9 protein-coding genes and 2 tRNA genes are annotated in these 14595 nt (G+C 68.1%); 7 read left to right on the top strand and 4 right to left on the bottom strand.

The annotated features are described in order from the left end of the window. Positions 1–35: 35 nt before the first annotated feature. Together ABIN76_RS09975 and ABIN76_RS09970 are read left to right on the top strand one after the other, a co-directional pair. Positions 36–3038, top strand: coding sequence for a UPF0182 family protein (locus ABIN76_RS09975; protein ID WP_346959558.1), 3003 nt, complete (start codon positions 36–38; stop codon positions 3036–3038). 192 nt (positions 3039–3230) lie between these two features. Next, positions 3231–3304 (top strand) — tRNA-Met (locus ABIN76_RS09970). A gap of 71 nt (positions 3305–3375) precedes the next feature. On the opposite strand, the gene ABIN76_RS09965 is transcribed toward ABIN76_RS09970, so the two are convergent. Beyond that, positions 3376–5010, bottom strand: coding sequence for an acyltransferase family protein (locus tag ABIN76_RS09965; protein WP_346959557.1), 1635 nt, complete (start codon positions 5008–5010; stop codon positions 3376–3378). A gap of 234 nt (positions 5011–5244) precedes the next feature. On the opposite strand from ABIN76_RS09965, the gene ABIN76_RS09960 reads away from it, so the two are divergent. Continuing rightward, positions 5245–5321, top strand: a tRNA-Met gene (locus ABIN76_RS09960). A 51-nt stretch (positions 5322–5372) separates the two neighbouring features. On the opposite strand, the gene ABIN76_RS09955 is transcribed toward ABIN76_RS09960, so the two are convergent. The 3 genes from ABIN76_RS09955 to ABIN76_RS09945 all read right to left on the bottom strand — a co-directional run bounded on the left by ABIN76_RS09955 (position 5373) and on the right by ABIN76_RS09945 (position 9835). Continuing rightward, positions 5373–6797 (bottom strand): deoxyribodipyrimidine photo-lyase, encoded by a 1425-nt coding sequence (locus tag ABIN76_RS09955; protein WP_346959556.1) that lies wholly within the window; start codon positions 6795–6797, stop codon positions 5373–5375. An 82-nt stretch (positions 6798–6879) separates the two neighbouring features. After that, positions 6880–7668: a PspA/IM30 family protein gene (locus tag ABIN76_RS09950; RefSeq protein ID WP_346959555.1), complete on the bottom strand. Its 789-nt coding sequence runs from the start codon at positions 7666–7668 to the stop codon at positions 6880–6882. 115 nt (positions 7669–7783) lie between these two features. Continuing rightward, complete coding sequence (locus ABIN76_RS09945) at positions 7784–9835, bottom strand: TPM domain-containing protein (protein WP_346959554.1); 2052 nt, start codon at positions 9833–9835, stop codon at positions 7784–7786. A 306-nt stretch (positions 9836–10141) separates the two neighbouring features. Here ABIN76_RS09945 and ABIN76_RS09940 point away from each other — a divergent pair, with 306 nt between their 5' ends. From ABIN76_RS09940 to ABIN76_RS09925, 4 genes are all read left to right on the top strand, one after another. Next, on the top strand, positions 10142–11740 hold the full coding sequence (locus tag ABIN76_RS09940) for a trypsin-like peptidase domain-containing protein (protein WP_346959553.1): 1599 nt from the start codon (positions 10142–10144) through the stop codon (positions 11738–11740). Positions 11741–12015: 275 nt separating this feature from the next. After that, positions 12016–12816 carry an electron transfer flavoprotein subunit beta/FixA family protein gene (locus ABIN76_RS09935; protein ID WP_346959626.1) on the top strand — a complete coding sequence of 267 codons (801 nt, stop codon included), beginning with the start codon at positions 12016–12018 and terminating at the stop codon, positions 12814–12816. Positions 12817–12830: 14 nt separating this feature from the next. Continuing rightward, positions 12831–13784: an electron transfer flavoprotein subunit alpha/FixB family protein gene (locus tag ABIN76_RS09930; RefSeq protein ID WP_346959552.1), complete on the top strand. Its 954-nt coding sequence runs from the start codon at positions 12831–12833 to the stop codon at positions 13782–13784. 3 nt (positions 13785–13787) lie between these two features. Then, positions 13788–14567 (top strand): PIG-L deacetylase family protein, encoded by a 780-nt coding sequence (locus ABIN76_RS09925; protein WP_346959551.1) that lies wholly within the window; start codon positions 13788–13790, stop codon positions 14565–14567. The last annotated feature ends 28 nt before the right edge of the window (positions 14568–14595 follow it).

Below are 14595 nucleotides of genomic sequence, written 5' to 3'. Positions count from 1 at the left end.
CAGCAGCACCGACGACCAGCTATGAGGTACCGAGTTTGTCCCGTCCCAGCACCGTCCCACCCGGAAGGCCACCGCAACGGCGAGGAGCACTGACGCCGACGTTGATTGTGGTCGCCTTGATCGTGGTCGGCTTCATCTTTTTCGCCAATGTCTGGACGGACGTCCTCTGGTATCAGCAGTTGGGCTTCTTCGAAGTCTTCCTGACCGAGAACCTCGCACGGATCGCCATCTTCCTGGCCGGCTTCGCCATCATGTTCGCCGCCATGTTCTTCGCGATCCGGATCGCGTACACCTCGCGTCCGGTCTACGCGCCGGACTCGGACGTCCGGGACAACCTCAACCGCTACCAGGCCCAGCTTGAGCCGATCCGCCGCGTGGTCATGATCGGCCTGCCGGTGCTGTTCGGCCTCTTCGCCGGCAGCGCGGCCGCGAGCCAGTGGCAGAAGGTGCTGCTCTTCCTCAACCAGGAGCCCTTCGGCCGCAACGACCCGCAGTTCAACCTGGACATCAGCTTCTACCTCATGACGCTGCCGTTCCTGGGCTTCGTCACCGGCTTCCTGATCAGCGTCGCCGTCGTGGCCGGGATCGCCGGCATCCTCACCCACTACCTTTACGGCAGCATCCGGCTGCTGGAGCGCGGCATCTTCACCAGCCGCGCCGCCCAGATCCACCTCGCGGTCACGGGCGCGGCGTTCCTGCTGCTGCTCGGCGTCAACTTCTGGCTGGACCGCTACTCCGCCGTGCTGAACAACAGCGGCCGCTGGGCCGGCGCGCTCTACACCGATGTGAACGCGGTCATCCCCACCAAGGCCATTCTCGCCGTCGCCGCGGCGCTCGTGGCCGTGCTGTTCATCGTGGCCGCCGTCATCGGCAAGTGGCGGCTGCCGGTCATCGGCACCGCCATGCTGGTCATCACCTCAATCCTGGCCGGCGGCGTCTACCCCTGGGTGATCCAGCAGTTCCAGGTCCGCCCCTCGGAGCAGACCCTTGAGAACGAATACATCAAGCGGAACATCGCCATGACCCGCGCCGCCTACGGCCTGGACAAGATCCAGGAAAAGCGCTACGAGGCCACCACCAACGCCACCACCGGCGCCCTCGCCCCGGACGCCCAGACCACCGCCAACATCCGCCTGCTGGACCCGAACCTGATCTCGGACGCGTTCTCGCAGCTGGAACAATACCGGCCGTACTACCAGTTCCCGAGCACCCTGAACGTGGACCGCTATGAGGTGAACGGCAAGATCCAGGACACCGTCATCGCCGTGCGCGAGCTGAACCCGGACGGCCTGGCCACCAACCAGCAGTCCTGGCTCAACCGGCACGTGGTCTACACCCACGGCTACGGCGTGGTAGCGGCCAAGGGCAACAAATTCACCGCGGACGGCAAACCTGAATTCCTGCAGTCCGGCATCCCGTCCACAGGTGTTCTGGGGACCGACGCCAGCTACCAGCCGCGGATCTACTTCGGCGAGAACTCGCCGGACTACTCGATCGTCGGAGCCCCGGAGGGCGCTCCGCACCGCGAGCAGGACCGCCCGGCCGCCAAGGAAGGCGATGCCGGAACGCAGTACACCTTCACCGGTAACGGCGGTCCGAACGTGGGCAGCTTCTTCAACAAGATCCTCTACGCGATCAAGTTCCAGTCCTCGGACCTGATGCTTTCCGACGGGGTCAACGCCGAGTCGCAGATCCTCTATGACCGCAACCCCAAGGACCGCGTCCAGAAGGTTGCGCCCTACCTGACCGTGGACGGGAACGCCTACCCGGCCGTCGTCGACGGACGGGTCAAGTGGATCGTGGACGGTTACACCACGAGCCCGTACTTCCCCTACTCGCAGCAAGCGCAACTCTCGGATGCCACGCGCGACTCGCTGACCTCGTCCGGCCGCACCGCCGCGCTGCCGAGCAACTCCGTCAACTACATCCGCAACTCGGTCAAGGCCACCGTGGACGCCTACGACGGCTCCGTCACGCTCTACGCCTGGGATGACCAGGACCCGGTCCTGAAGGCCTGGCAGAACGTTTTCCCGACGTCGCTGAAGCCGTATTCGGAGATGTCCGGCGCCCTGATGAGCCATGTTCGCTACCCGGAGGACATGTTCAAGGTCCAGCGCGAGCTCCTGGGCCGCTACCACGTGACGAACCCGGAGAACTTCTACACCAACAACGACGCCTGGAGTGTGCCGAACGACCCGACCGTGAAGGACGACGTCAAGCAGCCGCCGTTCTACATGTCGCTGCAGATGCCCGACCAAGAGAAGCCCGCCTTCCAGCTCACCTCCTCGTTCATCCCGCAGGTGGTCAACAACAACGCCCGGAACGTCCTGTACGGTTTCCTGGCCGCGGACTCGGACGCCGGCAACCAGAAGGGCGTGAAGGCGGAGAGCTACGGCCAGCTGCGGCTGCTGCAGATCCCGCCGGAAACGCAGGTGCCCGGCCCCGGCCAGGCGCAGAACAAGTTCAACTCCGATCCCACGGTGTCGCAGGCCCTGAACCTGCTGCGCCAGGGCGCGTCCGCGGTGCTCAACGGCAACCTCCTGACGCTGCCGGTCGGCGGCGGGCTGCTGTACGTCCAGCCGGTCTACCTGAAGTCCACGGGTGAGACCTCCTATCCGACGCTGCAGCGCGTCCTGGTGGCCTTCGGTGACAAGATCGGCTTCGCGCCGACCCTGGACGAGGCCCTGAACCAGCTGTTCGGCGGAAGGTCCGGTGCCACCGCCGGTGACGCCCCGAACAACGGCAAGACGCCGGCAACTCCCGCGCCGGGATCCACGCCGCCGTCCTCCGGGGCGGCGACGGACGGCAAAGCGGAGCTGAAGGCAGCACTGGATGAGGCCAACGCCGCCATCAAGGCAGGCCAGGAAGCGCTGGCCAAGGGTGACTTCGCTGCCTACGGCGAGCAGCAGAAGAAGCTCTCCGCGGCCCTGCAGCGGGCGATCGACGCGGAAGCCAAGATCACCACGACGACGCCGGTTCCGTCGCCGAGCAGCAGCGCCTCGCCGTCGGCCACGCCGTCACCGTCGCCGAGCAAGTAGGCGCTCCCAGGCCGGCAGGCCGTTGAAGGCCGGGTTCCCTGCTCCGTCGAGAGCAGGGAACCCGGCCTTTTCGCTGTGCGGCTTTTGCAGCGCCGGCCGGTGCCGGGCAGCGCCGGCGGACCGGAGTGGGACGCACATCACGCCGCCCCGATTTGGCCCCGCGTTCACCGGCAGGTAATGTTGTTCTTGCGACGCGGGGTGGAGCAGTTCGGTAGCTCGCTGGGCTCATAACCCAGAGGTCACAGGTTCAAATCCTGTCCCCGCAACTGGAAGGAAAGTCCGGAACACTGCAAAGTGCTCCGGACTTTCTGCATTAAGCGTGCCCGCCAGCCCGGAATCAGGGGTGTCGTGACAGGCCGTCCGCCTGCCCGGGCTGGTCCCCGGGCAGGTGCATCAGTTCGCTGTGCCGCCCGAAGAAGCCGAGGAAGTCCACCGTTTCAGCCCCGGCGCGTCCGAACCAGTGCGGCACCCTCGGGTCGAAATCGGCGCTCTCGCCGGCGACCAGGATCCGTTCCTTTCCTCCGAGCAGTAGCCGCAGCCGCCCGTTCAAGACATGGATCGACTCGGCTCCCTCGTGTGCCAGCGGCTCCTGCGGCTCATCATCGGACCCGGCGGCGATCGTGCATCGGTAGGCACGGACCTGACCGGACTTCCGGGTCAGGGGCATAGCTGTCAGCTTCCCCCGTGTGATGGGGACTCCGGTGAGGAGCGGATCGGCCACAGTACTGGCTGATCCGCCCACCGCATCCGGGACCCGGGCCGGGTGCTCCGGCACGCCGCCGGCGGCCGAGGGCCGGCGCTTTTCCTGGGCCGGTTTCCTTGACCCGGTGGGCCAGAGTTGCGGAGGCTGTCTGGCGGCGACATCTTCGACCCACCCGATCGTGAGGAACAGGACAGCCAGAAGGAACCAGACCGCGATGAACTGCGTCCACTCGGCATCCAGCAGCCACGGGACGGCTGCGGCAACGGCCTCGATGTCATAAAGCCGGTCGATGATCACCACCGTGATGACCAGCAGCAGGTTATGCCAGAGATAGATGGTCATGGCCCGGTTGTTCATCAACGTCACGGTTTTATCCAGGAAACGCAACGGTCCGGGGAACGATTGCCAGGACGGTGAAATCCGGAAGAGCATTGCACAAAAACCCAGCGACCACAGGGCCTGTGCGAGCGGAATGTTGTACAGGTCCCAGTCCGGACCGTCTAGGTGGGTGAACGCCCAGAGCAGACCCAGCGCCATGAGGGCCGGGCCTACGGTGAAGAACGCCCGCCGGGGCATGGTGCGGAGGAGTCCCTGATGGTGGGCGAAGCCGAGGATCCAACAGGAGCCGTACGTGGCGAAGTCCGTGATGCCGCTTGCTCCCCAGTCCGGCAATGGGACGGCAGCCACGCTGATGACGGCCATCAGGCCCAGAGGGGCAAGGAACGTGGGCCACGGAAATCGGCGGAACGACGTGAGCAACAGCGGTGAGAGGAGCATGAACCAGAAGTAGGCCCGGATGTACCACAGGATTTCCTCGGCTTGTGCTGCCCAGGATGATTCGACCAGGCCCGCATCCGTTCCCACGACCTGCGGGAAGGGAGGGTCCCCGAGCGGGACAAACCATAGGACGATGTGGAGCCAGGATCCGCCGACTTCGTCATCGGGAGTCCAGCCTTCCCACAGCAAGAGCAGAAGGACAGTGGCGCTGTAAAGCGCCAGGGGAATCAGGAGCCGGCGGGACCGGCTCCGCAGCACTCCCAGGGCCGGCCGCTCAAGGGAACGGGCCATCAGGGACCCCGCAAGGGCAAACATCACGCCCATCGACGGGAAGACCATACTCAGCCAGGCCGCGCTGGCGAAGGAGTGGTAGGCGACCACCCGGAACAAGGCGACGGCCCGCAGCAGGTCCAGATACCGGTCCCGGACGGGGGCCTTCGCCGGCGCCGCGGGCACAGCAGGCGCCGGCGTGGCTGGTACAGGTCCGATCATGCTGTGTCCTCTTGAAGTTTCTGAGGATCGCCGCCCCCTGCGGCGGATTCCGTCCGGCCCGTTGGCGCGGACACTGAAGTAGATGGCCCGGTCTGAAGCTCTGGATGCGGAGCGGATCCGGCGGACGGTCGGTTCTTCGGAGCTTACCTTCACCCGGGCGGGGCGGTCTATGCTCAGCCGAAACCGGGCCGCGGTCAGGGCCGACCCCAAAGTACGGTAGAGTTGATCAAGCGACGCGGGGTGGAGCAGTTCGGTAGCTCGCTGGGCTCATAACCCAGAGGTCACAGGTTCAAATCCTGTCCCCGCAACCAATGGCAGGAACAGCTAAGGCCCGGATCAACAGATCCGGGCCTTAGCTGTTCCTACCCGTCCTTGAGCCGCTGGTAGGTCTCCAGCGCCCGTGCCCGGGACTCGGGCAGGCCCACCAGGGGCGCCGGGTAGCCCTCGCCGCCGTCGTCGGCCTTCCAGGGTTCGTGCACCGCCTTGTCGTCCAGTCCGGCAAGCTCCGGGATGAACTGGCGCAGGTAGCGGCCGGCCGCGTCGAACTTCTTGCTCTGCGTCACCGGGTTGAAGATGCGGAAGTAGGGGGAGGCATCGGCGCCGGAGCCGGCCACCCACTGCCAGTTGGCCGGGTTGCTCGCGGCGTCGGCGTCCACCAGGGTGTCCCAAAACCACGCCTCGCCCAGCCGCCAGTCGGCCAGCAGGTTCTTGACCAGGAACGAGGCCGCCGCCATCCGGACGCGGTTGTGCATCCAGCCGGTCTGCCAGAGCTGGCGCATGCCCGCGTCCACGAGGGGATAGCCGGTGCGGCCCTGCTGCCAGGCCTGCAGTTCGGCGTCCGACGGCGTCTGCCACTCAAAGCGGTCAAACTCGGGGCGGTAGTTCCGGGTGGCCAGCTGCGGGTTCTCGTAGAGCAGCTGCCAGCAAAATTCCCGCCAGCCAAGTTCGGCGCGGAAGATCCCGACGTCGGCCGGTGCCCTGTGCGGGAAGCGCTCCCGGAGGGCCTGCCAGACCCGGAACGGGCTTATTTCGCCGAACCGCAGGTGCGGTGAGAGCCTGCTGGTGCCCTCGACGCCGGGGATGTTCCGGCCCGTGCCGTAGTCGGCGGCAGGGCCCTCCAGGAAGTCCTCCAGCCGGCCGTGCGCGCCGGCCTCGCCCGGCGTCCATTCCGCGGCGAGCCCGGCGCTCCAGTCCGGGCTGTGGGGGAGCAGTCCCCAGCTGTGTAGCGGGTCGCTCGCCGGCAGCCCGCCGGAGCCTGCCTTTGCCGGCTCCGGGAGCCGCTGCGGCGCCTCCAGCGGCTGCCGCGGCTCCGCTGCGTCGAGGCAGGCCTTCCAGAACGGGGTGAAGACCTTGTACGGCCCGCCGGAACCGGTCCGGACCGTCCACGGTTCGAACATCAGGCTGGCCTGGAAGCTCGAGGCGCTGAGCTCCCGGCCTGCGGCCCAGTCCTTGAGTCCGGCGTCGATGGCGCGTTCCGGGCCGCCGTAGCGGCGGTTCCAGAGCAGCCGGGTGGCACCGGTTTCGTCGGCCAGCCCCCGGATGACCCGGTCGGCCGGGCCGCGCCGCAAGAGCAGGCGGGATCCGGCTGCCTCGAGGTCAGCGGCGAGTGCCTCGAGCGAATGGTGCAGCCACCACTTCACGGCGCCGCCCAGGGGCCGCACGCCCGGGGACACCTCGTCCAGGACGTAGACCACGGTGAGCGGGCGGCCCAGCGCGGCCGCTTCCGCCAGGGCCGGGTTGTCATCAAGGCGGAGGTCATCGCGGAGCCAGACAAGGGTCGAAGACATGGCTCCACGCTACTGGATCAGCGGTGCCCCGGGGACACAGCAAGGGCCGGGCACGCGGTGGTGCCCGGCCCTGCTTCGCGGGTTAGAGCTTGTCGAAGTCGGCTTCCTCCACCGTGGAACGGGCGGCGGAACCGTTTCCGGCGCCGAGGGCCGGCGTGGCGCTGCCGGACTTCAGGGCGGCCAGGCGGGCCTCGATTTCGGTCTGTTCGCCGAGGTCCTCCAGGGAGTTGAACTGGGCGTCCAGGCTGGAGGCAGCGAGTTCCTGCTGGCCCCGGACCTTGGCCTCTTCGCGGCGGATCTTCTCTTCGAAGCGTCCCACCTCGGAGGTCGGGTCCATGATGTCGATGCTCCGCAGGGCGTCGTGCACCTGGGTCTGCGCTGCCGCCGTCTTGGACCGCGCGATCAGCTCATTGCGCTTGCTGGTGAGCTCGTTGAGCTTGCCCTTCATCTGGTCCAGGCCGTGCTTAAGCTTGTCCACCACCTCGGTCTGGGAGGCAATGCTCGGCTCGGCCGACTTTGCCTCGTTCTCCGAGGAGATCTGGCGCTGCAGCGCCACCTTGGCGAGGTTGTCGAACTTCTCGGCGTCGACCGTGTCGCCCTTGGCGCGGTACTCGTCGGCCTTGCGCGAGGCGGCGAGGGCCTTGTTGCCCCAGTCCTGGGCGTTCTTGACGTCCTCGTTGTAGTCGTCCTGGAGCATGCGCAGGTTGCCGATGGTCTGGGCGACCGCCGACTCAGCCTCGGCGATGTTGTTCGTGTAGTCGCGGACCATCTGGTCCAGCATCTTCTGCGGATCCTCCGCCTGGTCCAGCAAGGAATTGATGTTCGCCTTCGCCAGCTGCGCCATGCGGCCGAAAATGGACTGCTTAACCATGGTGTTACCTTTCGTCCTCTCCAGTGATGGCCACTGGATTCGGTGAACAGTGAATGTACCGCTTCTACCCGCCGGCCGGAACGAGTCCGCCGGCGCCTAGTCTGTAACCGGCCGGCTAGAAACTCCCGGAGTCCCCGCCGCCGAAATCGCCGCCGCCGCCGCCAAAGTCGCCGCCGCCCCAGCCCCCGCCGGAATCGCCGCCGCCCCAGCCGCCGCCACCGCCGCCCCAGCCGCCGCCACCGCCGCCGTGCAGGATGGAGTTGATCAGGATCCCGCCCAAGATGGCGCCGCCGAGGCCGCCGCCTCCGCCGCCGCCGAACATTCCGCCGCGGCCGTACCCCTGGTTGGCGTAGCCGCCGAACTGGTCCACATCCGCCTGGGCCAGCTGGGCGGCCTGGGCGGCGAGTGAGTGCGCCTGCTGGGCATACTGCAGGGCCGTGACCGGGTCGGTGCGCGAGATGGACAGCGCGTAGTCGAGGTTCCGCTGGGCCTCGGCGAGCCGGGTGCGCGCCTCGGTGCCCACCCCGCCGCGGCGGGCTGTGATGTAGTCCGAGGTGGCGCCGATCTGCGCTTGGGCGGACATGATGCTTTGCTGCAGCGAGGCCTGCGCCCGGCGGGCCTGCTCCTGCTGGTCGCGGATCCCGGTGAGGGCCGTATCGAGGGACTGGTGGGCGTTTTCCACCCGCTCCAGCGTGGCGATGGGGTCGATCTTGCCGCCCTGGATCTCCGCCTTTACCTGGGCCAGCGCCGCCTCCACCCCGGCCACCGGTCCGGCCAGTTCCGGGTGCGCGCCCGACTGGATCATGGCCCGCGCCTGGGCGAGGTCCTGCGAGGTGTCCACCACGGCGGACTCGAGCCCGTTGCGGGCCTCGTCAAGGTTGGCCGCCACTTTGGTGATAGCCCCGAGCAGCACGTTGGTCTGGTGCAGGCTCTCCTCGGCCGCACGCACGGCGACGGCGGCGAGGCTGCCCTCCCCGGCGTCGAGCTTTTCCCGTGCCGTGGCGGAGGCGTTCTGCACAAAGGCCAGCCGCTCCTTGGCCTGGCTGATGTTGTCCGCGACCTGCACCAGCGCGCTCTCCGCGTACTTGGCGCGGAGCCCGGTCAGGGACTCCTCCGCTGCGGCGATCTTCGTCTCGGCTTCCGCGGCACCGGCGCCGACGGCGGCCAGCGCCTGCGGGGCGTTCTTCTCGAGTTCGCGCAGCGAATCGAAGTCCGCCTTCTGCTCCTGGAGGGAGGACAGGGCTGCCTCGGAGCGGCGGATGATTTCGCCGAGCCAGGTCCGCTGCTGCTCTTCGGTATCGGGGATGTGGTCATCGAGCTGCTGCTGCAGCTTGAACGACTCCGACATGTGGGCCTTGGCGTCCTGCAGGGCCTTGGTGAAGTTGCCGACCGCCGCGTCGCCGTACTGCGCCTGCGCGAAGCCGAGTTCCTGCTCGCTGGATTTGATGGCGTCGTCCGCTTCGATCAGCAGCGAGCCGCTCTTGCGGCGCAGTTCTTCGACGCTCAGCCCGGCCAGCGGGTCCAGCTCGGCGCCCTGCGGGCCGTAGCCGGCACCGTCCGCGGCGGAGGCCTTCTTCCGCCGGTTGCGCAGGTACAGGTAGGTGCCGACGCCGCCGGCAGCCACGACGCCGACGCCGACCAGGACGCCGTTGCCGGCGCCCGCACCCGAGGGGACCGAGCCGCTGCCGCCGCCGGCGGCGTCGCCGACCGCAGCGGCGGTGTCAATAGCCGCCTGGGCAAAGTCGCGTTTTCCGCCTGCCAGGTTAGCGACGATCGCGTTCTGGCTGATGGTGCTGGTCTTTGAGGCGATGGCGCTGGCCGAGTTGGGCGAGAAGTAGTACTTGCCGTCGTCGGACATCGCGAGGATGACGTCGGCCCGGCCCATGCCCTTGTTCGTCGCTACGGCCTGGGACCACGCTTTGGGATCGGCAGGGTTCTCAAAAGTTTTCACGGTGACCACGTAAAGGTTGTACTTGTGGTCCTTCAGCAGCTTCTGGATGGCGTCCTGCACCTCACCCTTGCGGCTGCCCAGCACATTGCCGCTGTCGACGATGTTCTGTCCGGAAGGAATGGTCACCGGATCCTCCGCGAGGGCGGGAGCGGCAGAGAGCGCCAGCAGTCCCGCGACGCCGAGAACGGCGAGGAATCGTTTCATCATTGACCGCATGTGCAACCCTTCAGCACTTCTGTGACCGGATCGGGCCGAGCCGGTCGTCCCAGAACGCGACAGCGCCCCCACGCAGGTGCAAAGCCGCAGGTCGCTGAGGCAATTCCATTTGATTCTATGGTGCACCCCGGAGGGCGTCCACCGCGGGGAATATGCCACCAGCGAAACGCGCTGAAGCCTGCGGGATGATGCTTGACCGGCCCTCACGGCCGCCCGTCGGCGTTCAGGAACCTCCCAGCGAACGTCCGCTCTTGTTCCAGTCTGTGCGGCCATAATTGACTGCAGACGAGGATGAAAGGAAGTCCCATGACTGAGAACCCAATGCAGGGCGCGTCACCGGATCCATCAATGAAGAACCGGGAGCCGCTGGAGCCGGGGGAGCGCACCCCCGCAGCCCCGCACGCCCCCGGCGCGGAGGACTCGGCCCAGGAAAACCCGACCATGAGGCTGGACCGGCCGGCGGATGACGCGCCGCGGCCCGTCTACCCGCAGCGCCCGCCGGCGTACGGCCAGCACTCGGCCCCCGAAACCCAGCAGTTTGGCGCCCCGTCACCCCAGCCCGGGCACGGGGCGCCCGGCGCGTCCCACGCCGGCCCGTACGCCCAGGGCGCGGGCCCCTACGCCGGTTACGGCAACCAGCCGCCGGCCGGCCCGGGATCCCCCAACAGCGCGTTCAACCACCCCAGCAATGCGCCCAAGCGCAAGGCCGCGTTCGGCGTACCGACGCTCGTGGCCAGCATTTTGGCAGCAGGCCTGGTGGGCGGCGGCGTCGTAGCCGGCAGCAACGCGCTAATCGGGAACCGTCCGCTGGCGTCGACCGGCGGCACCAGCCAGTCCGGCACCGTGATCGTCAACAACAAAGACGACGTCAACGCCATCACCGCCGCGGCCCTGAAGGCCTCGCCCAGCGTCGTAACCATCAAGGCCACGAGTGGAAGTGACGGAGGAACAGGCTCCGGCATCATCCTCGACGGCGAAGGCCACGTCCTCACCAACACCCACGTCGTCACGCTGGACGGCAAGACAGCCAACGCCGCCGTCGAGGTCCGCACCAGCGACGGCAAGGTCTTCAGCGCCAAAGTTGTCGGCACCGACCCCCTCTCCGACCTCGCCGTGATCAAGATCAACAACCCCGCCGGCCTGGTCCCTGCCACCCTCGGCGACTCGGGCAAACTCAACGTCGGGGACACCGCCGTCGCCATCGGCTCCCCGCTGGGCCTGACCGGAACCGTCACCGACGGCATCGTCTCCACGCTGAACCGGACCATCAGCGTGGCTTCCTCGGCCGCCCCTAAGGGCGGCGCCGACAATTCCCAGGGCGGGGACCAGGGCTTCCAGTTCGCGCCTCCCGGCGGCGGACAGGCGCCGAGCACCGCAGACCAGGGCAGCATCTCGATCAACGTCATCCAGACCGACGCGGCCATCAACCCCGGCAACTCCGGCGGCGCGCTGGTGAACAGCAAGGGTGAAATCATCGGCGTCAACGTCGCCATCGCCTCCGCCGGCGGGGACGCCACCGGCAGCAGCAGCGGCAACATCGGCGTCGGCTTCAGCATCCCGATCAACCACGCCAAGCGGGTGGCCCAGGAGATCATCAGCACGGGCAAGGCCACCCACGGCCAGCTTGGCGTGAGCGTCAAGTCAAAAGCCGCGGGCTCCTCGTCCTCCGGATTCTCGGTCGGCGCCGACGTGGCCACGGTTGAGTCCGGTTCGGCCGCCGACAAGGCCGGCATCAAGGTGGGCGATGTCATCACCAAGTTCCAGGACCGGACCATCAGCGATCCCAACCAGCTGACGGCCGCCGTCCGCGAGCAGGCCGCCGGCGCCACCATCAAGGTGACGATCCTGCGGGGCGGCCAGGAGCAGGAAGTCGACGTGACCCTCGGAGCCGCAGCCGAGCAGTAGTAGAAGAGCAGTGCGAGGTAGAGCAGTACCGGGCCGGCCGGCACCCTGGGGGTGCCGGCCGGCTCTGCCTTTCCCGCCCCCGGACAGGCTCCAGATACCGCCGCCGGCTGCCTCCGTGAGGGCCCTGACACAGGCGTTAACCCAGGCCGCGCCGGGCCCGCGCTATATGGTTAGCTAGGAGCAACCCGGCACCTCCGGGCGTTCCCTGGCCACGACCCCACCCGGCTGGCTGCCCACCCGCATGGAAGGCTGCTGTAGACACAGTGGAAGAGACTTTGAAGATCATCGTGCTGGTCAAGCACGTACCCGACGCGCAGTTCGACCGCCACCTCAGCGGCGGGGACAAGACCACGGACCGGTCCGAAAGCATCCTGTCCGAGCTGGACGAGTACGCCCTCGAGGCGGCCCTGCAGCTGATTGAGGCCCGTGGCGGCGAGGCCGCCGGCAACAAGGTCATCGCCCTGAGCATGGGCCCGGCCGGCGCTGTCAACGCGGTCAAGAAATCACTGCAGATCGGCGCCACCGAAGGCGTGCACCTCAGCGACGACGCGCTCGCCGGCTCGGATGCCGCCGCCACCTCGCTCGCGCTGGCAGCTGCGATCAGGCACCTCGGAGCCGACGCCCCCGCGGACCTGATCCTGACCGGCATGGCCTCCACCGACGGCGAGACCTCCCTGGTCCCCGCCCAGCTCGCCGAGCGCCTCGGCCTGCCCCAGGTGACGTTTGCGTCCTCCCTCGACCTCGACGGCGGCAAGCTCACCGCCCGCCGCGACGGGGACTCCCACGCCGACACCGTCGAGGCCAGCCTGCCGGCAGTCGTCTCGGTCACGGACCAGATCAATGACCCGCGCTACCCGAATTTCAAGGGCATCATGGCGGCGAAGAAGAAGACCATCACCACCCTGACGCTCGCGGACATCGGCGTCGACCCGGGTCAGGTGGGGCTCGCCGGATCCTGGACCGTCGTCGAGACCGCGGAGGCCCGGCCGCCGCGGACGGCGGGCACCATCATCACCGACGAAGGCGACGCCGGCATCAAGCTGGTCGAGTTCCTGGCCGCGCAGAAGCTGCTCTAAGGGGAGATCCAGACATGGCAAAAGTTCTCGTATTCATCGACACCCCGGGCCCGGCGCTGAAGAAGTCCAGCCTGGAACTGCTCACCATCGCCCGCTCCCTGGGCGAGACCGCGGTCGCCTTCAACGGCGAATTGCGGGACGACGTCGCCGCGGCCCTCGGAGCCTACGGCGCGGGGGAACTCTACGTCCCCGCGGCCGCGGACCTCAATGACTACCTCGTCGGACCCAAGGCGGCGTTCCTCGCGGCCGCCGCGGGGGCGTCCGGGGCCACAGTCGTGCTGGCCGAGAACTCCGCCGAAGGCAAGGAAATCGCGGCCCGGCTGGGCATCAGGCTCGGCGCCGGCGTGATCACCGACGTCGTCGCGGTGGACCCGGACGGCACCGCGCACAAATCCGTGCTCGCCGGCTCGTACACCACCACGGCAAAGGCGACCACCCCGGTGGCCGTGCTCACCGTCAAGGCCAACAGCGTCGTCCCCGAGCCGGCCGCCACGGCCGCCGCCCCGCAGCCCGTCACCGTCGAACTGCCGGCCGACGCCACGGCCGGTGCGGCCCGGGTGATCGCCCGGAGCGAGAAGGCCGCCAGCGGGCGGCCCGAGCTTTCCGAGGCCCGGATCGTCGTGGCCGGCGGCCGCGGCGTGGACGGAAACTTCGGACCCCTGGAGGACCTCGCGGACGCCTTGGGCGCGGCCCTCGGCGCGTCCCGTGCCGCCACGGACGCCGGCTGGATCGGCCACGACGCGCAGATCGGCCAGACCGGTAAAACGGTTTCGCCGCAGCTCTACATCTCGGCCGGTATCTCCGGAGCCATCCAGCAGAAGGCCGGCATGCAGACCGCCAAGGTCATCGTCGCGGTGAACAAGGACGCCGAATCGCCGGTCTTCGAGATCGCCGACTTCGGCATCGTCGGCGACCTGTTCCAGGTGTTGCCGCAGGCGACCGAAGAAATCAAGAAACGCAAAGGCTGACCAGTGAGCACCAACGCCCCCGCGGCACAGAGCCCGTTCGATCCGGACCAGAACCGGATTGAGCGGGTGCTTTGTTTCACCGCGCACCCGGACGACATCGACTTCGGCGCGGCCGGCACCATTGCCGCCTGGACCGCCGCCGGGGTCCAGGTCAGTTACTGCATCATGACCGACGGCGACGCCGGCGGGTTCGACCCGGAGCAGCGGGATGAAATCGTCCGGCTGCGGACCGAGGAGCAGCAGCGCGCCGCCGCGCTCGTCGGCGTGACCGACATCCACTACCTGCACCAGCGGGACGGCTACCTTGAACCCTCGCACGAGGTTATCCGCGAAGTGGTGCGCCTGACCCGTCGGCTTCGGCCCGACGTCGTGCTGGCCATGCACCCCGAACGCAACTGGAAAAGGATCCAGAAGAGCCACCCGGACCACCTGGCGGTGGGGGAGGCGGTGACCCGGGCGGTCTACCCGGCGCTGGAGAACCCCTTCGCCTACCCGGAGCTGGCCGAGGCCGGGCTCGAAGCCTACAAGCTGCCCTGGCTCTGGCTCTTCGCCGGCCCGGAGGAACGCGAAAACCACTTCATCGACGTCAGCGGACACGTCGAGAACAAGCTGGCGGCCATCCACATCCACACCAGCCAGCATCCCGACGCCGGCGCGATGGAACGCACCGTCCGCGGCCTCATGCTCGCCACCGGTGAACGCGGCGGTCTCGCCCCGGGGCGCAGCGCTGAAGCGTTCCACGTTGTTGCCGTCAACGGACCGGGGACCATCGCCGGGTTCTAGTTGCCCGCGGGTGGCCGCTGCCATATGC

This window comes from uncultured Arthrobacter sp., assembly GCF_964021775.1.
GTDB lineage: Bacteria > Actinomycetota > Actinomycetes > Actinomycetales > Micrococcaceae > Arthrobacter.
This window is presented reverse-complemented; position numbering and strand designations above follow the sequence as displayed.

What these genes read in the sequence shown, in the direction of transcription:
- ABIN76_RS09965 (WP_346959557.1), bottom strand. Translation starts at nt 5,010, where the DNA reads ATGATCGGACCTGTACCAGCCACGCCGGCGCCTGCTGTGCCCGCGGCG.
- ABIN76_RS09955 (WP_346959556.1), bottom strand. Translation starts at nt 6,797, where the DNA reads ATGTCTTCGACCCTTGTCTGGCTCCGCGATGACCTCCGCCTTGATGAC.
- ABIN76_RS09950 (WP_346959555.1), bottom strand. Translation starts at nt 7,668, where the DNA reads ATGGTTAAGCAGTCCATTTTCGGCCGCATGGCGCAGCTGGCGAAGGCG.
- ABIN76_RS09945 (WP_346959554.1), bottom strand. Translation starts at nt 9,835, where the DNA reads ATGCGGTCAATGATGAAACGATTCCTCGCCGTTCTCGGCGTCGCGGGA.
- ABIN76_RS09940 (WP_346959553.1), top strand. Translation starts at nt 10,142, where the DNA reads ATGACTGAGAACCCAATGCAGGGCGCGTCACCGGATCCATCAATGAAG.
- ABIN76_RS09930 (WP_346959552.1), top strand. Translation starts at nt 12,831, where the DNA reads ATGGCAAAAGTTCTCGTATTCATCGACACCCCGGGCCCGGCGCTGAAG.